Origin of the sequence: Paenibacillus sp. FSL M7-1046 (genome assembly GCF_038007405.1) — a bacterium.
Taxonomy (GTDB): Bacteria; Bacillota; Bacilli; order Paenibacillales; family Paenibacillaceae; genus Paenibacillus_AQ.
The window spans coordinates 120,488-139,958 of the sequence record NZ_JBBOXB010000001.1 but is presented as its reverse complement, the minus strand read 5'-3'; the positions used below and the strand labels follow the sequence as shown (position 1 = coordinate 139,958).

Here is a 19,471-nt window from a genome sequence, read left to right as displayed (position 1 = left end):
GAACCTAAGGGAGAGAACAGTCATGGTCAAGGTATTTAAACGTGAAGCAGGCAAGGAGAGGGTGCTGCGTTCCTATAATGAGCTGCTGGGACGCTGGGCGACGGAATTCCGCGAGCTGGATATTGAAACGGAATACGGATCAACGCATTGTATAACGGCAGGAGATGAAGGCAATCCGCCCTTGCTGCTGCTTCACGGGGTGGGTGATAATTCTGCAGTGATGTGGATGCTCAATATGCAGGAATTATCCCGGCATTTCTATTGCATCGCGGTAGACACGATAGGCGGACCCGGTAAAAGTATTCCAAACGCCAATTTCAGCAAACGGACGTTCTCACAGGTGGATTGGATTACTGCCGTAGCCGATGGGCTGGGGATCGGAAAATTCCATCTGGCGGGTGTATCGAATGGTGCCTACATGGCTTTTAATTATGCGACCTGCCTGCCTGAAAGAGTAGACGGGGTGGTGTGCATGGAAGGCGGGATGATTACTGCTCCGGTGAAGGCGATGATCCAGACGCTGATGATGATGTTCCCGGAAATTCTAGTTCCGACCCGCAATAATCTGCTAAAGGTCACCCGAAAGCTAAGCTCGCCAAACTCCGGACTTTTTGACAAGCATCCCGAAGTGGCCGAGCATCTGGTGCTGTTAATGAAGCACCATAATCAGCAGGCCATGTTTGTTCATCAGCTTCAGCTTTATGATAAAGAGAAGGCGGTTGCGATCAGAGACAAGCTTTACTTTCTGGTGGGGGATTACAAGCTGGGCCACAAGAAGGATTTCCTGGAGATTTTGAAGGATGGGGATTTCCGCTATAAAGTGATCGGGGATGCAGGGCATGGGGTTAATCATGAGCAGCCGGAGATCATCAACAGGGAGATTATCAGCTTCCTGCAGGAACAGGAGACGCAGGTGTGATAGAAGAGGCTATACAAAACGCGAAAACCGTAATTTGACTGAACTTGCCATGGATTGCCCGGACTCAGGCAGTTATTAACATGGCAGAAATACCGATCTTCATTTGCCAACCTTACATCCTACCGATTAAACTATGAATATGTGATGTTGAGAGTGAAGGGGGCAGAAAAGAGATGGCGATTTATACGCGTACGGGGGATAAGGGAGAAACATCGGTCATCGGCGGCCGGGTAGGCAAGGATGATGTCCGCGTCGAGGCTTACGGAACGATTGATGAGCTGAACTGCTTTGTGGGTCAGGCCCGCAGTCTGATGGAGGACGAGAGGTTCGCCGATGTCCGGGAACAACTGCTGGAGATCCAGCATGAGCTGTTCGATTGCGGTTCGGATCTGGCTTTTGTGAAAATCAGCGAGAGCAAATATAAGGTCAAGAGCGAGATGGCGGTTCGCCTGGAGGGCTGGATCGACGAATTGCAGGCGGAGAATCCTGTGCTGGAGCGCTTCATTCTGCCAGGCGGCAGCCAGCTGTCCTCAGTGCTGCATGTCTGCCGCACCGTCTGCCGCCGTGCAGAGCGGCGGGCGGTTACGCTGGGCCGCAGCGCAGATATTAATCCGGAAGCTGTGATTTATTTGAACCGGCTTTCGGACTATTTCTTTGCGTTGGCCCGCACAGCGAATACCCGGCTGGAGATTGCTGATGTAGAGTATGTGCGCAGCAAAAAGGTGTTCCGCAAATAATATGACAAGCTATTATTCACCGATCTCCTATATTGTGCCGCCGTCCGAGGACGGCTGGCTGCTGAAGACCATCCTGCAGAAGCGGATGGATGTGTCCCGCAAGCTGCTCTCCCGCCTGAAGATGACAGAGCAGGGGATTATGCTGAACGGCGAGCGAGTCTATATCAGCGTCCGGGTCAGCGCCGGAGACACCGTGGACATCCGGATGGAGCAGGAAACGTCGGAGGATATTTTGCCGCAGGATATTCCGTTTGATATCCTGTATGAGGACGAGCATCTGCTGGTCGTGAACAAGGCAGCCGGAATCATTGTCCATCCGACCCAGGGCCATTATACTGACACACTGGCAAATGGGGTCGTCCATTATTGGACGCAAAAGGGAGAACAGTACCGCTTCCGCCCGGTTCACCGGCTGGACCAGGAGACGTCGGGCGTACTGGTAATCGCGAAAAATCCTTATAGCCACCAGCATATTTCCGAGCAGATGATTGCCGGAACCGTGGACAAACGTTATGCGGCCTTTGTTCACGGAATTCCTGCGGTGCCGCGCGGTGATATCGACGGTCCCATCGACCGTGACCCGGCGGAACCGCACCGGCGCATCGTGACGCCGGACGGCTATCCCTCCCTGACCCGGTATGAGGTCAAGGCAGCCTACCCGGGCCGTGCGGCGAGGGTGGAGCTGAAGCTGGAAAGCGGCCGCACCCATCAGATCCGGGTGCATATGAGCTCTATCGGCTGCCCGCTGATCGGTGACGGCATGTACCGCCACCTGCTGTATGGCAAGGAGGAGCTGACTTCGGAGGAAGCGGCATGGCTTGCGGGCATCGCGGAGCTGGATGCCTCAATTCCGCGGCAGGCGCTGCATGCGGTGCGGCTGTCGTTCAAGCACCCGGTCGGGCTTGCGGAGCTGGTCTTCGAAGCGCCGCTGCCGCCTGATATGGCGTTGCTTGAGCAGAAGCTTGAAAAGGAGACGGCTGGGGAGTAGCGGTACTGCACCTGCACTGCACCTGCACAAGCATATGTCGCCGCAACACCTGGACCTCGTGATTAACGGGAAAAGGTCCCTGTAATTATCGCTTTTGGAAGTAGCGGAGTGAATAGCGGGATTTACTACCTGTAATTTTATCGATAGTGTGTTATAGCGTGATTTCTACAATTATAGAGGGATTAATTCCCGCTATCCTTTTATAATTGAGGGTTCGGCTGGAACTAGCGGGCATATTGGACCTCCGTCAAGAAAGTGGACATTAAAAAATGAAATTAGGCTGCTTTTTGTTTGAATCTAGCTGCAAACTGAACCGGCGATACGTAGCCCAGAGCACCATGGATTCGCTTGCGGTTATAAAAAAATTCAATGTACTGGTAGATGCCATCATAGGCTTGTTTCTTCGTTTTGAATCGGGTACAGTACACAAACTCTTTTTTCAATAGGCTGTGAAAAGATTCAATGCAAGCATTGTCGTAGCAGTTGCCTTTGCGGCTCATGCTGGCCTTCATGCGGTATTTCACCAAACGTTTACGGTAGTCGGCTGAGGCATACTGTGAGCCTCGATCCGAATGGTGAATGAGACCTTTCTTTGGGCGTTTGGCCTTGTAGGCGTCTTCTAGAGCGCTCATTACCAGATCTGTGGTCATCCGGTCGTCCAGCCGCCAGCCTACGATTTCCCGGGTGCATAGGTCAAGCACGCTGGCGAGGTACATCCGTCCTTCCCGGCAGGGAATGTAAGTGATATCCGCGACCCAAGTTTGATTTGGTTTTTCGGTGGAGAATTGTTGGTTTAGCAGATTAGGTGCAACCGGTAAGGTGTGGTTGGAGTCGGTCGTGTTTACGCGGAATTTCTTTGCTACACAGGAGCGCAAGCCCAGCTCTCTCATGTATTTCCCTACGGTACGCTCACTGATCTTGTGGCCTTCGCGCTGGAGAAGAATCGTGATTTTAGGACTGCCGTAGCAGCCTCCTGTATCGTTAAAATGATAGGTAATTCGCTGGAGAAGCAACGCCTTTCGGGTCGCTTGTGGGCTTGGTTTTGCCGTTCTCCATTTGTAATAGCCGCTCCGCGATACCTCAAGGACACTGCACATCTTCTCCACACGAAACCGGGAGCGATGATCTTCGATGAACTGAAATCTCAGTTCTTTGGATTGCTGAAGATGTGCACTGCTTTTTTTACGATGGCCATTTCCTCCGCCATATCGGCTAGTTGCTGTTCTTTTTCCCGCAACTGTCGCTCCAGTTCTCGTACCCTTTCGGCGCTGGCCACGGGCTCGTCTGGGAACTGCCGGAACTTGCCCAGCCATTGATGCAGGGTTTTAGCGGGGATATCCAGCTCCTGGGCCAGTTCCGCCACCGTCTTAGTCTGCTCCTGGATGTACTTTACCGTCTGTTTTTTAAATTCATCATTGTAGCTTTTTCGTGTTCCACTCATGTGGACACCTCCTCGTTAATCTCATTATTCCTGTTCTCTTAACGAGTGTCCACTTTTAACTCTAACAGCATATTTCCCTCTAGTAACGCCCGTATTACTGATCTAATGCACTGTAAAACGAAAAGATAGGCCGGAATTACAATTCTATCTGTGAATGATACATGACAGCACCACGGGTCGTCTCCTTAGCTGCAGTTGGGTTGCAGTTGGGCTGCAATTGAATTCACTATAAATTTTAAAGGGAACTGCCAAAGGAGCTACTATGAGTCAACTGAAAGTATATCAATATCCAAAATGCGGAACCTGCCGCAGCGCTGTCAAATGGCTGAAGGAACAGGGGCATGAGCTGGAGCTTCAGCATATCGCCGAGCAGCCGCCCACTGTGGAAGAGCTGCGTTTGCTGGTCGCGAACAGCGGGTTTCCGTTGAAGAAGTTTTTTAATACGAGCGGTGAGGTATACAAAGCACTGGGCTTGAAGGACAAGTTGTCCAGCCTTAGTGAAGACGAGCAGCTTGAACTGCTGTCCAGCAACGGGATGCTGATCAAACGCCCGGTAGTCACTGACGGCAAGAAAGTCACTGTAGGCTATAAAGAAGAGCAATACGGCGAAGCCTGGAGCAACGCCTAATAAGATGGAATATAAGGAGAGGTTACACATGAGTTCAGTAACAACGGGCCGGGTAATGATCGTCGATGGAATGGCTCTGCTGTTCCGGGCCTTTTATGCGACCTCTTATGGAGGATATATCCGCAAGACGAAGGCCGGACTGCCGACCAATGCGGTGTACGGATTTTTGCAGTATTTTTTCGATGCGGTCAGCACATTCGAGCCTTCCCATGTGGTCTGCTGCTGGGATATGGGCAAAGGGACTTTCCGCACCGAGAAGTATGACGGCTACAAATCGAACCGGATTGATGCACCGCTGGAGCTGATTCCACAGTTTGATCTGGTTAAGGAAGTCGTGGCTGAACTGGGCGTACCGAATATTGGACTGGTGGGCTATGAAGCGGATGACTGCATCGGCACGCTTGCTTCATGCTACAGCGGGGAATCCGAGGTGTACATTCTCACCGGCGATCACGATATGCTGCAACTGGTCAACGATAACGTCAAAGTCGTCATTATGAAAAAAGGCCGCTCGAACTATAAAGTTTATGATCCGGCGGAATTGCTGGAGGAAAAGGGCCTCACCCCTGCCCAGGTGATCGATTTGAAGGGCTTCATGGGCGACACCAGCGATAACTACCCCGGTGTAAAAGGCATTGGCGAGAAAACGGCGCTGAAGCTATTGACCGAATACGGTACGGTCGAAGGGGTAATCGAGAATCTTCATCTGCTTCCTAAAGGCGTGCGTGCCAAAATTGAGGCGGATCTTGATATGCTTCACCTGTCCCGTGAGCTGGCGGAAATCCGCTGTGATGTTCCGGTAGTCTGCACGCTGGCTGAATGCCTGTGGGCGCTGCAGCGCGAGACGGTAGCCCGCAAGTTCCAAGAGCTGGAATTCGGCAGCCTGATGCATCTGATCGGCAGTGTGCAGGATGAGCGGGGCATTGTGCAGATCGAGCTTGGGGATCTGGGCTGATCTTCGCCAGCTGTGATACAGGTGATTATTTTTTGCAAAAGCACTCTTGAACCCATATAGGTTCCAGAGTGCTTTTTTTGCGAATGGGGCGGAACATGTTATATAAAGATTGACGAAGGGGTTTAGCAGTGTTTATAATATTAATATAAATATTAAATGGTTAATATATATATTAATTATTGAGAGGTGGATTATTAAAATGGCTCAGCGTGCAGTATTAAATGCGGATATCCGCAAGGGAACAATCAACCGGAATATTTATGGACATTTCTCCGAGCATTTGGGACGTTGTATTTATGAAGGCATCTGGGTAGGCGAGGATTCACCGATCCCGAACACGAACGGCATCCGCAACGATGTTGTGGAAGCGCTTAAAGAAATCAAGATTCCGGTGCTCCGCTGGCCGGGCGGCTGCTTCGCCGATGAATATCACTGGAAAGACGGCATCGGTCCGCGCGAAGGCCGCAAACGGATGATCAACACGCATTGGGGCGGTACGGTGGAGAACAACCATTTTGGCACCCATGAATTTATGGAGCTATGCGCCATGCTGGATTGCGAGCCTTATATCAATGGCAACGTCGGCAGCGGCACGGTTCAGGAAATGTCGGAGTGGGTGGAGTATCTGACGTTCAACGGCGTTTCGCCAATGGCGGAGCTGCGTCAGGAGAACGGCCGGCAGGAGCCGTGGGCCGTGAAATATTTTGGCGTGGGCAATGAGAACTGGGGCTGCGGCGGAAATATGCGTCCTGAATATTATGCCGATCTGTACCGCCGGTATCAGACCTATGTGCGTAATTATGGAGACAATAAGATCCATCGCATTGCCTGCGGTCCAAATGTCGATGATTATCACTGGATGGAGGTCCTGATGCGTGAAGCCACCCGCTATATGGATTCCATCACACTTCATTATTACACCATTCCGGGTCCTGCCTGGGAACAGAAGGGGGCAGCTACCGGATTTGAAGCCGGCGAATGGTTTTCTACGCTGGAGAAGGCGCTGCGTATGGATGAGCTGGTAACCCGCCATAGTGTGATTATGGACAAATATGATCCGGAGAAACGTGTGGGCCTCATTGTCGATGAATGGGGAACCTGGTATGATGTTGAGCCTGGAACCAATCCCGGCTTCCTCTATCAGCAGAACACGATCCGTGATGCGCTGGTTGCCGGTGTAACCCTCGACATTTTCCATAAGCACAGCGGCCGCGTCCGGATGGCGAATATTGCCCAGACGATCAACGTGCTGCAGGCTGTAATTCTTACTGAAGGCGAGAAAATGCTCCTGACTCCTACGTACCACGTATTCAATATGTACAAGGTGCATCAGGATGCGGAACTGCTTGATCTGTCGCTGGAGAGTGGCACCTATAGCTTCGAAGGCCGCGAGATTCCGGAAGTCTCGGCCTCAGCTTCCATTACGGCGGAGGGTGTAATTCATGTCAGCCTGTGCAACCTGAATCATGCTGCTGCAGCATCACTTCCGCTGGAGCTGCGCGGACTTGCCGGGAAAGAGGTTGAAATTACAGGAACGACGCTGGCCGGAACAGCAATTGATGCCCACAATACATTCAGCCAGCCGGAGGCAGTGACGCCACAGCCGTTTACGGGCTTTAAGCTGGAAGGCGGCAAGCTTAACGTTGAGCTGCCTCCGATGTCGGTGACCGTGCTGGAAATTACCCCGAAGGCTTAAGGGAGCATCCGTTATGAGCACTTTATCAACCTGCAAGGGCTGCCGGGAAGAGTACAAGGTGACGGATGCCCAGATTGCCCGGATTCTGGCTTCATCAATGTTCACCCCGGACAACACCGCTTCAGATGAAGTATACAGGGAGCGTGTTGCCCTTTGCTCAGCTTGTCCGAAGCTCCAGGATGGCGTAACATGCACGGCCTGCGGCTGTATCATACCGGTCGTGGCCAAGCTGAAGGAGCGCGGCTGCCCGTTGCCGGGCGGCGGTTTGTGGAGTCCGGTCACGGAGTAGCGTTCCGCCAAGCCGTTGGAGAGCCTTTGTCACAGAGGAAGCATCATTGGCTGTGAATACCGGAAAGTGCACCCTGGAGTCCCAGGCATACTGAAACATTAAACGCCCTCATCACTCGTGGATACAATACCGCGAGGGATGGGGGCGTTTATGTGAGAAGAGAAGAATATATATGCGGACTTTACAGTGAAGGCATCGCTTGGCTAGGAAACTGTCCCATTCCCATTGTCAGCACCTGCTGCTGCATCCCTTTTATCCGCGTCAGCACCATTGAATCCATCGGTATAGAACAGCTCTACGACCAGATCCTCGTTGTAATTGCCGAAGCCTTTGCCGAATAAGGTGAGCCCGCCGATATGTTCGGCATCCTCTTCCACCGAGAGCCTGAAGGTCCACTGCTTGTTGCGGATTGCAACCTGCTCCAGCGTAATGTCTGAGAGTTTTAAGCCGTCCATATAGGTTCCTTTTGGGGTAATGTGCAGCTGCTTGAGCAGGCCGTATTGATTGGTGTACGCCGGCCACCAGGCAGGGGTATATTTCCCCGGGCTGTCTCCGTAATCGCCTGGGCTAGTCCAATACCCGAGCTTCTGGCCATTCAGCGTAAACGCAATATCCGAAGGCCAGTTATTATTGGTTGAGGGTGCTTCGGAGGCAATCTCCATCGTAATGATGAGCTCCTCCGGCTGCTGGCTGGACAACAGGAAGTTGGGTATTTTGTATTCGACATAACCTTTGCCAAACCAGAGAATTCCGGCATTCATCCGCTCCATATCCCAGAAATAACGGGGATCGTCGAAGCTGCCGATGATATGCTCGGTAGTGGCCAGCCCGCAGGTTGGCTCTATCTCAAAATCGGAATAATGTCCGACCGGTATTTCTTTCCGGTGACCCTTGCGCTCTGCTTTGGCCTGGAGTGGGAAGATAATCTCGACCCCTTCAGCGGCAAGAGAACAAATCTTTTGCAGTCCGCTTCGTCCGGGAGCCATATGGGTGCGGATCAGTCCGGCCGTTTCCAGCTTACGCACATGCATTGTCATAATGGCGCTGCTCAGCTTGACCGCTCCCGCCAATTCCTTTACATTCATGGGCTGAACAGCAAGCAGCTGCAGCATTCGCAGACGTACAGCGCTTGAGAGCGCCTCGTACACCGGCAGGGAATCTTCGGTAAGATCAACTTTCATTTTCTGGGTACGCCTCCGGATTCAAGTTATATAGTTAATAATTATATTACTTAAATGGCTTTCTTACAACCCGTTGGGTTCACCGGATGGTGTGCTGGAGAACTTTGCCGCTCCACTTTTATCACAGACACCACCCGGCGAAGTCCACTATAATGTACAGGATAAATTAGCGATAAGACAAGGTGCCCTTGTAACTACAAGGGGTAACAGGGAATCGGGTGCAAATCCCGAGCGGTCCCGCCACTGTAAGGAAGAGCTGAACTTCAGCATGTCACTCGGCAAACAGCCGGGGAAGACGAAGGAAGGCGTTATGATCCCGAGCCAGGAGACCTACCTTGTTTGCGCGCACCACGACTCTACGCGGATAGGAGCGGTGTACGAATTGGTTAAAGAGATGAAGGCATGCAGTTTTGGGGACGGTGGATTTTGAAGATTTGGTGCAGAGCAAGTGCCAGCTTCAGCTCCCCCGCATTACAATTCTGCGAATTCTCCGCGATGTTGCAGCGGTACCACCATCTCTTACATATCTGATGACGTACATAGCACTCCCACCCCCCGGGGCGGGAGTTTTTGATTTGATGCGGCACAAAATGACGAATCCATGGAGGGAAAAGGATGAACAAACGCAAGTTTTGGAGTTTTGCTGCACTCATTGCCGGATTTACCGTTTATTTTTTGCTGAATGAGCCGGGCACGGCCAACGCGATGCATATTATGGAGGGTTTTCTGCCGGTAGGCTGGGCCGTATTCTGGTGGGTGGCGTTTCTGCCGTTTTTTACCCTTGGAGTCCTTAAGCTGAAGAAAATGACCAAGGACAACCCGGAGCTGAAGCTGCTGCTTGGGCTGGCGGGTGCATTTACCTTTGTATTGTCGGCACTCAAAATGCCTTCCGTAACCGGAAGCAGCTCCCATCCTACAGGAACGGGACTTGGTGCTGTAATGCTGGGGCCGCTGCCGATGAGCGTAATCGGGTCTGTTGTGCTGCTGTTTCAGGCGCTGCTGCTGGCGCACGGGGGGATAACGACACTCGGTGCGAATGCATTTTCGATGGCGGTGGCCGGTCCTTTTGCCGGGTATGCGGTCTATAAGCTGCTGATGAAGGTGAATGGGCGTGAAAAGCTGGCAGTCTTTATGGCGGCGGCAGTGGCTGATCTCATGACGTATGTGGTGACCTCGGTTCAGCTTGCAGTGGCTTTTCCGGCGGCAGACGGGGGTGTGCTGGCTTCTCTGATTAAGTTCGGCGGTATTTTTGCCGTGACGCAGATTCCGCTCGCCATCAGCGAGGGGCTGCTGACCGTGCTGCTCTGGAACTGGCTAAAATCCTACAGCCCGAATGAGCTGTCGCTGCTGAAACGGCAAACCAAGGGAGGAAGTCTGTGATGAGCAATAAGTGGAAAAATGGGTTGATGCTGCTGGCGGTGATTTTGCTGGTGGTGCTGCCTCTGCTGCTGGTGAACGGGGAATTCGGCGGGGCTGACGATGCCGCAGAGGGTGTAATTACGGAGATCGATCCCGGTTATGAGCCGTGGTTCAAACCGCTGACTGAACTGCCTGGAGAAACGGAAAGCATGCTGTTCGCGCTGCAGGCGGCGATCGGGGCCGGAGTGATTGGCTATTCCATCGGCCTGCTGAAAGGCAGACAGGACCGGCGCAAGCTTAATGATCAGAAGAATTGATGCGTTATCCTACAGCAATGCGCTGAGGCAGCTGCCCGCGATGTGGAAAGGCCTGTTCGCAGCAGTCATGTTCATCCTTTCCTATGCGCTTCATCCGGCCTTGCAGCTTGTGATTGCGGGCTGGATGACCGTGTGGTGCGTCCTGTACGCCAAAATCCCGCTGCGCGCCTACGGCCTGCTGTTTGGTACGGCACTTTTGTTCTTTTGTCTGAGCCTGCCGGCACTATTGCTTGAAATTGGCCATCCAACTGCCGGTGAGGCGTTAATGTCCTTGCAGCTCCCGGCTTCGACTCGTTCACTATACATTACAGCGGAGGGACTGCACCGGGCAGGGTTGCTGCTGGCGCGCGTGTTGGCCTGCCTGACCTGCTGCTTTTTTATCATATTTACAACACCGTTCGGAGAATTGCTGCAGGTACTCCGCAGGCTGCGGATGCCGCAGATCGTACTGGAGCTCATGCTGATTATGTACCGTTTTCTGTTCCTGCTGAGCGATACAGCACATGGAATGATGCTGGCCCGGCGGCTGCGCGGCGGCAGAAGAGGACGGGTGGCCAAACTGCGTGAAGTTGCGGGAATGGCGGGCTCGCTGTTTGCGAATACGATGCACCGCTACTATGGGCTGTCACAGGGGCTGATAACCCGGGGGTACATGGGTGAGATCATTTTACCGCCGTACGTGTCACGCCCGGTGCCGCGCAGATTCACGGTTCAGGCTTGCGCCGGTATTTTCCTGCTGCTGCTGGCTCAGCTATGGATCTTGCGGAGCTGGTGATTTCTTGATTGGGGAAGCGGCCAACGGCAGGAGTTAAAGTGGAGACTGAACTAAGAGTAAGGAGATTGCAATGAATAACGAATATAGCCTGGTCTTTGAGGGGGTCGCCTACAGTTATCCGGACACGGCGGAACCTGCGCTGCGGGAGCTGACTGTCTCCATCCCCAAAGGACGAAAAACAGCAGTGCTCGGCCACAACGGCTCCGGCAAATCAACCTTGTTCCTGCATGCCGTTGGCGTACTGCGTCCGCAGAAAGGCAAGGTGCTGCAGGGCGGTACCCCGCTAACCTATTCCAAAAAAGAGCTGGCCGCCCTGCGCCGCCGCGTGGGCCTCGTCTTTCAGGACCCCGAGCAGCAGCTGATTCTTAGTACGCCTATCGAGGATATTTCTTTCGGACTGCGGGGGACGGGCATGGATGAGGCCGCTATTCAGAAGCGCTGTCTGGAAGTGCTGGAGCAGCTGAATCTGCTGGCTCTGCAAGACAAGCCGGTTCATCAGCTCAGTCTGGGCCAAAAAAAGCGCACGGCGCTCGCAGGGGTCATGGCGATGGAGCCAGAGCTGATTTTGCTGGATGAGCCGACCTCCTATCTGGACCCGCTCTCCGAGAGACAGCTGCTTGCGGGACTTGAGAGCATTTATGCCAAGGGCACCACGGTGGTCATGGCGACGCATGATATGAATCTGGCCTACCGCTGGGCGGACTGGATCATCGTGCTGGATAAAGGTGTCTGCCGGGCAGCCGGATCGCCGGAGGATATTTTTGCAGACGGGGAAGATATACGGGCGATCGGCCTTGACCTGCCGCTGCTCGCCGATTTATGGCATAGCCTGCCCGGCCGTTTGACTGCCGGGCAGACTGCTCCCCGGAATGCAGAAGAGTTCAAAGCCATTCTGAAGCGGGAAATTCAATAGAATGATTGCGTCAATGACAGAGGTGAATGCCGTTTGGGCAGAAGCATCTGCTATATATAGAGCGTTGTAGCAAGCAGCAGGGGAAGCATGAAATCAGGTTATTTTGTGGACGGGGGGAAAAAGGATGAAGAAACAAGGAAAGCTGCTGATTATCGGCTTTGGCCCCGGTGCCCTGGAGCATATTACAGGCCGCGCACTGGCTGCGCTTGAGGAAAGTGAAGCTGTCATCGGCTATAACACCTACGTAGAGCTGATCAAGCCGCTGCTGAAGCATCAGGAAATTGTCGGTACCGGTATGACCGAAGAGGTTAGCCGGGCCCAGGAAGCGGTGCGCAGGGCGGAAGCGGGACAGAACATTGCGGTCATTTCCAGTGGGGATGCAGGTGTGTACGGGATGGCCGGACTGGTGTACGAGGTGCTGATCGAACGGGGCTGGAAACGTGCGGGCGGTGTGGAAGTTGAGGTGATTCCCGGAATATCGGCGATCCAGTCCTGCTCTTCACTGCTGGGAGCGCCGATTATGCATGATGCCTGCACGATCAGCCTGAGCGATCATCTGACGCCGTGGGAGAGCATCGCAGCGCGTGTCGATGCGGCGGGTGCGGCGGATTTTGTAATTGCCTTCTATAATCCGCGCAGCGGCAAACGGACGCGGCAGATTGAGGAAGCCCGCAGCATTCTGCTTCGCTACCGCGATCCGTCCACGCCGGTCGGCATTGTCAAAAGCGCCTACCGTGACCGCCAGCAGACGGTTGTAACTACGCTGCAGGATATGCTGGAGCATGAGATCGGCATGCTCTCCACAGTTGTGGTCGGCAACTCTGCGACTACCGTCTATGAAGGTCTGATGGTGACGCCGCGCGGCTATGAGCGCAAGTACAGTCTTGGCGCCGAGACGCAGGCGCTGAAGCCGCATGAGCGGCTGCGGACAGCGGCAGAGCCGTGGTCGCTGGCTGCGGCAGCGGTTGCCGCAGAGGCCGCAGCAGAGGCGAATAACGCTGCTGGCCCTATGGGCAGCGCGGCTGCCGCGGAGAGCGGAGCTGCTTCTGCAGCGGCCCGGACGGAGCTGCCTAAGGCTTTTGCTTCCGCCGTTTCGCCGGCGGTGCAATTCGAAGCCTCCGAACTGGAGGTTTCGCCGGCACTTGGCAGCCACGGATATAGCGGCACCCAGATGGCGCTGCTTGCGGAGCTTGCAGGCGATGAAGGTCAGCTGGTGTATACGCGGGACGGACATTTTTTGCTGCGCAGCAGTGGGGCTGAGCAGGAGGATAAGGCGTACCGTCTGGCAGAGGCCGGGCTGAATGTGAGCCTGCCGGGGGATTTTGTGAAAGTGAAGACGTGCGGCTTCTGTGAATTAAGAAAGAAAGACGGGCTTAATGCGGCTATCCGCCTTCATAAGCTGCTCCACGGACGGCCGGTGCCGCGGGAACTTCAGATCGGTGTAGCTGGTTGCGGCATGGCCTGCAGCTCAGCCGTGCTGGAGGATATCGGCGTAGTGTACTCCAAGGGCAGCTTCGAGCTGTACCTTGGCGGGAAGAAGTCGGGACGAGGCCCGCATGCAGGCAGTCTCGTCGGGGAAGGAATGAATGAAGATGAGCTCATAGCCGCAGTTACAGCGATTGTCAAGCGATACGGTTCGCAGGGCAAAATCAATGAACGGTTTTATACATTTTTTCAGCATGGGGGCCATAACGAATGAAAACAGTATTGCTCGTAGGACACGGCAGCCGGGTAGCGGAGGGCAACGAGGAGCTGCGGAAATTCACAAGTGAGCTTGCCGCCCGCAAGCCGGAGCTGACCTTTGTAACCTGCTTTATAGAACTGGCTTCGCCTTCGATTGCTGAGGGCATAGCGCTTTGTGTAAAAGGAGGCGCTTCGACGGTTTACGTGGTACCGATTATTTTGTTCGCGGCTGGCCATTCCAAGCTGGACATTCCGCTGGCCATGGACCAGGCGAAGCTAAAGTATCCCGGCGTGGAATTTGTGTACGGACGTCCGGTCGGTGTACAGGAGCGGGCGGTGGATATTTTGCTGGACCGGATCGCAGAAGCAACTGCGTGGAGACAGCCGGCCCAGCCGGAAGACAAGATACTGACATTGGGGGAGAATGCGAAAGAAGCGGGTCCGGGGGAAGTGCATTCTGTCTCCAGAGCTGGCAATACAGGCACTGCTGTAGTTGAGATGAAAACCTCGAAAGTGGAGGACAAAGACACCATTATTCTTGTTATGGGCCGTGGAGGCAGCGATCCTGATGCCAACAGTGATTTCTATAAACTGACCCGCCTGCTGTGGGAAAGGACTGCTTATAAAAGCGTAGAGAGCTGCTTTATCGCCATTGCCAAACCTTCGCTGCCCGAGGGGCTGGAGCGTTGTCTGGCATTGGGTGCGCGTAAAATTGTAGTGCTGCCGTACCTGCTTTTCACCGGAGTACTGATGAAGCAGTTTTCTGATATCATCTCGCAGTTCGCTGCCGGGCATCCTGAGGTCGAGGTGGAGCAAGGCAGTTACCTTGGTTCTCACCCGCTGCTGTCCGACATGCTTGCGGAGCGAATTGAAGAGACATTGGAAGGCCAATCCTTCGCCAACTGCGATAACTGCAAATACCGTGTTGAGGCGGCCGCACACCACCATCACCACCACCACCATGGTGAGGAAGGCCATGAAGAGGGAGACGGGCACCACCATCATCATGGGGAAGAGCATAATCACCAGCATGGGCATCACCATCACCACCACCATCACGGAGAACATCATAGCCAGGAGCACGGGCGATGTGGGCATAATCATGCGGCTCATGGGCATCAGTGCTGCAGCAGGCAGCATGAACAGGAGCATCACTCCGAGATGGGTACGGAAGGCAAAATACAGCCGCGTCAGCGGGACCTTTCAGTACAGACAGTATCTTCGGCCAACGGACCGAAGGAATTCTGAACGCTATGATATTTATGTTGTGCGGAACGAGTGATGCCCGGGAATTAGCGCTGACTTTGTCATCTCATGGATTGCCGCTGGTGGCTTCTGTCGTGACGCCAAGTGCAGCGGAGCGGCTTGAAGCAGCCGCAATACGGACTGCGGTTGGCAGGTTGGACCAGCCGGGGATGATCTCCTTTTTGCAGGAGGGGAATTACAGTGTTGTAGTAGACGCAAGCCATCCCTTTGCACTTGAGGCCCATGCCAATGCAATGGCCGCTGCGGAAGCGCTGGGGCTACCCTATTTTCGCTACGAGCGGCGAAGCCTTCATTATGACAGTCATCCCCGGTTGATTTGTGTAGATTCTTATGAAGCTGCGGCCCGCAAAGCAAAACAATTAAAAGGCTCGGTCATGCTGACCACCGGTGGGAAAACACTGGAGATTTTTGCGGAGCGGCTGCTCGGCGATCCGGAGGTGCGCCTGACGGTCAGGCTGCTTCCCTGCCTGGAGAACATCGAGAAATGCCTTGCGCTTGGGATAGAACAGCGGAATATTATTGGGATGCAGGGACCTTTTTCAAGGGAAATGAACGAAGCGATGTACAGGCAATACGGCACGCAGGTCATGATCACTAAGGAGAGCGGGGCAGAGGGATCTCTTGATGAGAAGCTGCATGCTGCGCTGGATATGGGGCTTTACGTTATTTTGATAACACGTCCGGACACGCCTTATTGCGATTTTGGCAGTGTCTATCATGCAATGGATGAGATAGCTGGTGCGGTAAAAGCAGTACTGGCGGTGCATGAGTGAAACGATGTGGAAACATCTATTGAATTATGAAAAGGGGAATGGACGTGGACTTTGGAACGGATTTCAAACCGTTGACGGTGCAGCCGCAGGAAATTGAGAGCTTGAGCTTTCAAATGATCACGAAGGAACTGGGAGTACATTATTTTAACGCTATGCAGTATCCGGTGGTGCAGCGGATCATCCACGCATCTGCCGATTTCGAGCTGGGGCGGAGTCTGGTGTTTCATCCCCGGGCGATTGAAGCGGGTATAGCTGCCATTCTGCAGGGCAAGCCGATCATTGCCGATGTGCGGATGGTAGAGGCCGGTATCGCCAAGGAAAGGATACATAAATACGGCGGAGATGTCAGGGTGCATATTTCCGATCCGGATGTCATCGAAGAAGCCAAAATGCTGGGGACGACCCGGGCAATTGTCGCAACACGCAAAGCTTGTAACGAAGCCCCCGGCGGGATATATGTTATCGGCAATGCGCCCACGGCGCTGCTGGAGTTGATTCGTCTGGTAAAAGAAGGAGCGGCCCAGCCCGGACTCGTCATCGGCATGCCCGTTGGTTTCGTATCCGCTGCCGAATCCAAAGATGAGCTGCGCAAGCTGGATATTCCCTACATTACGAACATAGGCCGCAAAGGCGGCAGTACGGTCGTTGTAGCAGCGGTGAATGCCTTAAGCCTGCTGGCTGTCCGGCAGGATACTGAGCAACAGGAATCTGGACGGTAGCAGTAAAGGTAGGGTTTTATACGAATAAAGAATAAATAATCATAGAAGTCGGGAACTAAGCAGAAACAAGCCAAGACTAGCCAAGCTAAGACAAGAAGAAGCGAATTAATGAGAGCCAAACAGAGAGCAGAACATTCACAGACCACAAGTGAAAAGTAACATCAAGTAAGTACTAAGAAGTACTAAGAGCACTAAGAGCACTAAGAGCACTAAGAGCACTAAGAGCACTAAGAGCACTAAGAGCACTAAGAGCACTAAGAGCACTAAGAAGAGCTAAGAAGTACTAAGAAGTACTAAGAGCATTAAAAAAACTAATAAGCTAAGAAGCAGCACTAAGCACGTAGAAGCACTAAGTTAAAATGTAGTGAGCCAAGCAAGTGCAGCAATTACCGGTATCAACAGAGACCCATAACATACAGCAAAGAAGGGATCGGCATGACTGAGGAGACCGCTTCAAAACCTATGCGCCGGGGTTATACCACCGGCGCCTGTGCTGCCGCCGCAGCCAAAGGCGCGGCACTCCTGCTGATCACAGGCGATGCGCCAGAGAGCGTGGAGCTTTACTTGCCGGCGGGATTCCGGCATACCTTCGAACTGACCGGATGGCAGCGTCAGGATAATTTCACGGCAATCTGTGCCACGGTGAAGGATGCCGGGGATGATCCGGATGCCACTCACCGGGCCTGGATCGAGGCCACTGTCAGTTGGCTGGAACATCCCGGTGTGGAGATTGACGGCGGGCGGGGCGTCGGCAGAGTAACGAAGCCGGGGCTGCCGGTAGGGGTAGGAGAAGCCGCGATTAATCCGGTGCCCCGTCGTATGATTCTGGAAGCTGTATCCGAGGTGCTGGAAGAGCATGGCGCCGCCCGGGGACTGCGGGTGGTAATCAGTGTGCCCGAAGGCGAAGCCATTGCGCTCAAGACACTCAATCCGCGCCTAGGCATCGTAGGCGGTATTTCGATACTCGGCACAAGGGGAGTGGTTACGCCGTTCTCCACTGAAGCCTATAAGGCGAGTGTGGTTCAGGCCATATCGGTTGCAGCTGCTACAGGGAACAGGGGCCTGATCCTCACTACCGGCGGCAGCAGTGAAAAATATGCCATGGCAATGTTCCCGGAGCTTCCGGAGGAAGCTTTTATCCAGATGGGCGAATACGTGGGGTTCTCTCTCGGCCATGCCAAAGCCTATGGATTCAGCAAGGTGACGCTTGTCGGTATGGCGGGCAAATATTCCAAAGTAGCACAGGGTGCCATGCTGATTCATTCAAAAAATGCACCGGTTGATTTCGGTTTTTTGTCCCAAGTAGCGTCCGAAGCCGGGGCTGACGAAGAACTGGTGCAGGAGATTGCTGCCGCCAATACGGCTTCGCAGGTTGTGGACATGATGACGGAGGCCGGGAATTACGCTTTTTTTGAACAATTATGCCTTCATGCCTGCAGACATTGCCTGATTCACATGAATGGGGAGATGACGGTAGAAATGGTGCTGATCACGATGAAAGGCCGAGTGCTGGGAAGGGCGGAAATCTGTGGCTAATGTAATTTATATCATCGGTATCGGCGAGGATGGCGCAGGCGGGCTGACGCCGGGTAGCTTGAGAAAAGTGCAGGAGAGCGAGGTACTGCTCGGCGGGGAGAGGCAACTGTCGTTTTTCAGCCGGTACGATGGGGAAAAGATCACGCTGCAGGGCGGGCTGAAGCCTTTTGCCGATAAGCTGGAGGGATTGTGGAAAGCAGGAAAACGTATTGCTGTGCTGGCTTCGGGGGATCCGCTGTTTTTTGGGATTGGCGGCTACCTTGCCAAAAGGTTCGGGCCGGAGCAGGTCGAAGTGATTCCGTATTACAGCAGTGTGCAGCTTGCTTTTTCCCGGCTGGGTGACAGCTGGCAGGATGCAGAGCTTATCAGTCTGCACGGCAGGCCGATTAACGGGCTGGCCCAGCGGATTGACGGCAGGCAGAAGATTGCTCTTTTGACGGATGAAGTCAATACTCCTGCGCGGATTGCAGCTTACCTGCGGGAGTTTGGCATGACAGAGTATCAGCCTTTTGTCTGCGAGCGGCTGGGCGGCCCGGAAGAGGTCTGCCGGTTCTGGGAACTGGAGGAGCTGGAGCAGGCGGAGTTTGCAGCACTAAATGTAGTGATTCTGCGGCGGAAGCCGGGAAGTACGGTGGAGGTGCGGCGCGGATTCGCATATCCCGATGGGGTGTTCCAGCAGCGAAAGCCGGAAAAGGGCCTGATTACCAAACGGGAGGTCCGCGCTTTTGTCCTGTCGGAGCTGTATCTGTCCGAGGATGCGATTGTCTGGGATATCGGCTCCGGCTCCGGTGCAGTAGCGGTGGAGTGTGCGCGGATTGCCCGTCTTGGCAGGGTCTATGCCCTGGAAAAAGGGGCAGATAATCTGCCCAACATTGAAGCCAACCGCCGGAAGTTCCGTGCGGATTTTGCAATTATCCATGAAAAAGCCCCGCAGGGGCTGGATAAGCTTCCAGACCCTGACGCTGTGTTCATCGGCGGCAGCGGTGGCGAGCTGGCAGCTATAATTGCACATAGTGCGGCCCGGCTGCGGCCCGGAGGGCGGATCGTTGTGGGAGCCATCACGATTGAGACGCTGCATGGCAGTATGGAGGCGCTGGCACTCGCCGGATTTGCTCCGGAAGTAACAATGCTGCAGGCCTCGCGGGGCAAACCGATTCTTGGCATGACCCGGTTTGAAGGGATGAATCCCGTCTATGTGGTCAGCGGCCAAAAGATGGTTTAACCGATGAACGCTGCAGGGCAGCGGAAGATAGGTATGAGGCGGACATCGGCTGCGGTGCGAAAAAGATAAAGTTG

20 protein-coding genes and 1 riboswitch are annotated in these 19,471 nt (G+C 54.0%); of the genes, 17 read left to right on the top strand and 3 right to left on the bottom strand.

The window, feature by feature from the left end; all coding sequences use genetic code 11:
* The first annotated feature begins 22 nt into the window (after positions 1–22).
* The 3 genes from NYE29_RS00515 (at position 23) to NYE29_RS00505 (ending at position 2,644) form a co-directional block, all read left to right on the top strand.
* The gene (locus tag NYE29_RS00515) at positions 23–919 is read left to right on the top strand and encodes an alpha/beta fold hydrolase (protein WP_340893799.1); all 897 of its coding nucleotides are present in this window, start codon (positions 23–25) and stop codon (positions 917–919) included.
* Positions 920–1,092: 173 nt separating this feature from the next.
* The gene (locus NYE29_RS00510; RefSeq protein ID WP_038588302.1) at positions 1,093–1,656 is read left to right on the top strand and encodes a cob(I)yrinic acid a,c-diamide adenosyltransferase; all 564 of its coding nucleotides are present in this window, start codon (positions 1,093–1,095) and stop codon (positions 1,654–1,656) included.
* Position 1,657: 1 nt separating this feature from the next.
* Positions 1,658–2,644: an RluA family pseudouridine synthase gene (locus NYE29_RS00505; RefSeq protein WP_340893797.1), complete on the top strand. Its 987-nt coding sequence runs from the start codon at positions 1,658–1,660 to the stop codon at positions 2,642–2,644.
* A 275-nt stretch (positions 2,645–2,919) separates the two neighbouring features.
* On the opposite strand, the gene NYE29_RS00500 is transcribed toward NYE29_RS00505, so the two are convergent.
* Positions 2,920–3,777, bottom strand: coding sequence for an IS3 family transposase (locus tag NYE29_RS00500; protein ID WP_340899570.1), 858 nt, complete (start codon positions 3,775–3,777; stop codon positions 2,920–2,922).
* A gap of 11 nt (positions 3,778–3,788) precedes the next feature.
* Positions 3,789–4,085 carry a transposase gene (locus NYE29_RS00495; RefSeq protein WP_340893796.1) on the bottom strand — a complete coding sequence of 99 codons (297 nt, stop codon included), beginning with the start codon at positions 4,083–4,085 and terminating at the stop codon, positions 3,789–3,791.
* 262 nt (positions 4,086–4,347) lie between these two features.
* Here NYE29_RS00495 and NYE29_RS00490 point away from each other — a divergent pair, with 262 nt between their 5' ends.
* The 4 genes from NYE29_RS00490 (at position 4,348) to NYE29_RS00475 (ending at position 7,653) form a co-directional block, all read left to right on the top strand.
* Positions 4,348–4,713 (top strand): arsenate reductase family protein, encoded by a 366-nt coding sequence (locus NYE29_RS00490; RefSeq protein WP_076111496.1) that lies wholly within the window; start codon positions 4,348–4,350, stop codon positions 4,711–4,713.
* A 28-nt stretch (positions 4,714–4,741) separates the two neighbouring features.
* Positions 4,742–5,668, top strand: coding sequence for a 5'-3' exonuclease (locus NYE29_RS00485; protein ID WP_340893795.1), 927 nt, complete (start codon positions 4,742–4,744; stop codon positions 5,666–5,668).
* Positions 5,669–5,867: 199 nt separating this feature from the next.
* Positions 5,868–7,364 (top strand): alpha-N-arabinofuranosidase, encoded by a 1,497-nt coding sequence (locus NYE29_RS00480; RefSeq protein ID WP_340893793.1) that lies wholly within the window; start codon positions 5,868–5,870, stop codon positions 7,362–7,364.
* Between the two features lie 13 nt (positions 7,365–7,377).
* A complete protein-coding gene (locus tag NYE29_RS00475; RefSeq protein ID WP_038588311.1) occupies positions 7,378–7,653 on the top strand; it encodes a DUF6171 family protein in 276 nt (91 codons plus the stop codon).
* A gap of 203 nt (positions 7,654–7,856) precedes the next feature.
* Here the strand turns inward: NYE29_RS00475 and NYE29_RS00470 are convergent, their stop codons facing one another.
* Positions 7,857–8,834, bottom strand: a complete 978-nt coding sequence (locus tag NYE29_RS00470; RefSeq protein ID WP_340893791.1) for an ArsR/SmtB family transcription factor — start codon at positions 8,832–8,834, stop codon at positions 7,857–7,859.
* A gap of 163 nt (positions 8,835–8,997) precedes the next feature.
* A riboswitch (cobalamin riboswitch) is annotated at positions 8,998–9,186 on the top strand.
* A gap of 263 nt (positions 9,187–9,449) precedes the next feature.
* Here NYE29_RS00470 and NYE29_RS00465 point away from each other — a divergent pair.
* The 10 genes from NYE29_RS00465 (at position 9,450) to cbiE (ending at position 19,397) form a co-directional block, all read left to right on the top strand.
* Entirely contained in the window at positions 9,450–10,214 is a 765-nt protein-coding gene (locus NYE29_RS00465; RefSeq protein WP_340893790.1) for an energy-coupling factor ABC transporter permease, read from the top strand.
* Positions 10,214–10,510: an energy-coupling factor ABC transporter substrate-binding protein gene (locus NYE29_RS00460; protein WP_038588318.1), complete on the top strand. Its 297-nt coding sequence runs from the start codon at positions 10,214–10,216 to the stop codon at positions 10,508–10,510. Before NYE29_RS00465 ends, NYE29_RS00460 begins: the two co-directional genes overlap by 1 nt.
* Positions 10,494–11,285 (top strand): cobalt ECF transporter T component CbiQ, encoded by a 792-nt coding sequence (gene cbiQ / locus NYE29_RS00455; RefSeq protein WP_076111502.1) that lies wholly within the window; start codon positions 10,494–10,496, stop codon positions 11,283–11,285. Before NYE29_RS00460 ends, cbiQ begins: the two co-directional genes overlap by 17 nt.
* A gap of 70 nt (positions 11,286–11,355) precedes the next feature.
* Positions 11,356–12,198 carry an energy-coupling factor ABC transporter ATP-binding protein gene (locus NYE29_RS00450; protein WP_340893789.1) on the top strand — a complete coding sequence of 281 codons (843 nt, stop codon included), beginning with the start codon at positions 11,356–11,358 and terminating at the stop codon, positions 12,196–12,198.
* A 124-nt stretch (positions 12,199–12,322) separates the two neighbouring features.
* On the top strand, positions 12,323–13,897 hold the full coding sequence (gene cobJ, locus NYE29_RS00445; protein WP_340893787.1) for a precorrin-3B C(17)-methyltransferase: 1,575 nt from the start codon (positions 12,323–12,325) through the stop codon (positions 13,895–13,897).
* On the top strand, positions 13,894–15,129 hold the full coding sequence (locus NYE29_RS00440; protein ID WP_340893786.1) for a sirohydrochlorin chelatase: 1,236 nt from the start codon (positions 13,894–13,896) through the stop codon (positions 15,127–15,129). The genes cobJ and NYE29_RS00440 overlap by 4 nt, the downstream gene beginning before the upstream one ends.
* A gap of 5 nt (positions 15,130–15,134) precedes the next feature.
* A complete protein-coding gene (gene cobK, locus NYE29_RS00435) occupies positions 15,135–15,920 on the top strand; it encodes a precorrin-6A reductase (RefSeq protein ID WP_340893784.1) in 786 nt (261 codons plus the stop codon).
* 44 nt (positions 15,921–15,964) lie between these two features.
* Entirely contained in the window at positions 15,965–16,639 is a 675-nt protein-coding gene (locus NYE29_RS00430) for a precorrin-8X methylmutase (RefSeq protein WP_340893783.1), read from the top strand.
* Positions 16,640–17,074: 435 nt separating this feature from the next.
* Positions 17,075–18,175 (top strand): cobalt-precorrin-5B (C(1))-methyltransferase, encoded by a 1,101-nt coding sequence (locus NYE29_RS00425; protein WP_038588329.1) that lies wholly within the window; start codon positions 17,075–17,077, stop codon positions 18,173–18,175.
* Positions 18,168–19,397: a precorrin-6y C5,15-methyltransferase (decarboxylating) subunit CbiE gene (gene cbiE / locus NYE29_RS00420; protein WP_340893782.1), complete on the top strand. Its 1,230-nt coding sequence runs from the start codon at positions 18,168–18,170 to the stop codon at positions 19,395–19,397. The genes NYE29_RS00425 and cbiE overlap by 8 nt, the downstream gene beginning before the upstream one ends.
* The last annotated feature ends 74 nt before the right edge of the window (positions 19,398–19,471 follow it).

Excerpts from the sequence above, each read along its gene's own strand:
- NYE29_RS00515 (WP_340893799.1), top strand. The coding sequence starts at position 23 with ATGGTCAAGGTATTTAAACGTGAAGCAGGCAAGGAGAGGGTGCTGCGT.
- NYE29_RS00510 (WP_038588302.1), top strand. The coding sequence starts at position 1,093 with ATGGCGATTTATACGCGTACGGGGGATAAGGGAGAAACATCGGTCATC.
- NYE29_RS00505 (WP_340893797.1), top strand. The coding sequence starts at position 1,658 with ATGACAAGCTATTATTCACCGATCTCCTATATTGTGCCGCCGTCCGAG.
- NYE29_RS00495 (WP_340893796.1), bottom strand. The coding sequence starts at position 4,085 with ATGAGTGGAACACGAAAAAGCTACAATGATGAATTTAAAAAACAGACG.
- NYE29_RS00490 (WP_076111496.1), top strand. The coding sequence starts at position 4,348 with ATGAGTCAACTGAAAGTATATCAATATCCAAAATGCGGAACCTGCCGC.
- NYE29_RS00485 (WP_340893795.1), top strand. The coding sequence starts at position 4,742 with ATGAGTTCAGTAACAACGGGCCGGGTAATGATCGTCGATGGAATGGCT.
- NYE29_RS00480 (WP_340893793.1), top strand. The coding sequence starts at position 5,868 with ATGGCTCAGCGTGCAGTATTAAATGCGGATATCCGCAAGGGAACAATC.
- NYE29_RS00475 (WP_038588311.1), top strand. The coding sequence starts at position 7,378 with ATGAGCACTTTATCAACCTGCAAGGGCTGCCGGGAAGAGTACAAGGTG.
- NYE29_RS00470 (WP_340893791.1), bottom strand. The coding sequence starts at position 8,834 with ATGAAAGTTGATCTTACCGAAGATTCCCTGCCGGTGTACGAGGCGCTC.
- NYE29_RS00465 (WP_340893790.1), top strand. The coding sequence starts at position 9,450 with ATGAACAAACGCAAGTTTTGGAGTTTTGCTGCACTCATTGCCGGATTT.
- NYE29_RS00460 (WP_038588318.1), top strand. The coding sequence starts at position 10,214 with ATGAGCAATAAGTGGAAAAATGGGTTGATGCTGCTGGCGGTGATTTTG.
- cbiQ (WP_076111502.1), top strand. The coding sequence starts at position 10,494 with ATGATCAGAAGAATTGATGCGTTATCCTACAGCAATGCGCTGAGGCAG.
- NYE29_RS00450 (WP_340893789.1), top strand. The coding sequence starts at position 11,356 with ATGAATAACGAATATAGCCTGGTCTTTGAGGGGGTCGCCTACAGTTAT.
- cobJ (WP_340893787.1), top strand. The coding sequence starts at position 12,323 with ATGAAGAAACAAGGAAAGCTGCTGATTATCGGCTTTGGCCCCGGTGCC.
- NYE29_RS00440 (WP_340893786.1), top strand. The coding sequence starts at position 13,894 with ATGAAAACAGTATTGCTCGTAGGACACGGCAGCCGGGTAGCGGAGGGC.
- cobK (WP_340893784.1), top strand. The coding sequence starts at position 15,135 with ATGATATTTATGTTGTGCGGAACGAGTGATGCCCGGGAATTAGCGCTG.
- NYE29_RS00425 (WP_038588329.1), top strand. The coding sequence starts at position 17,075 with ATGACTGAGGAGACCGCTTCAAAACCTATGCGCCGGGGTTATACCACC.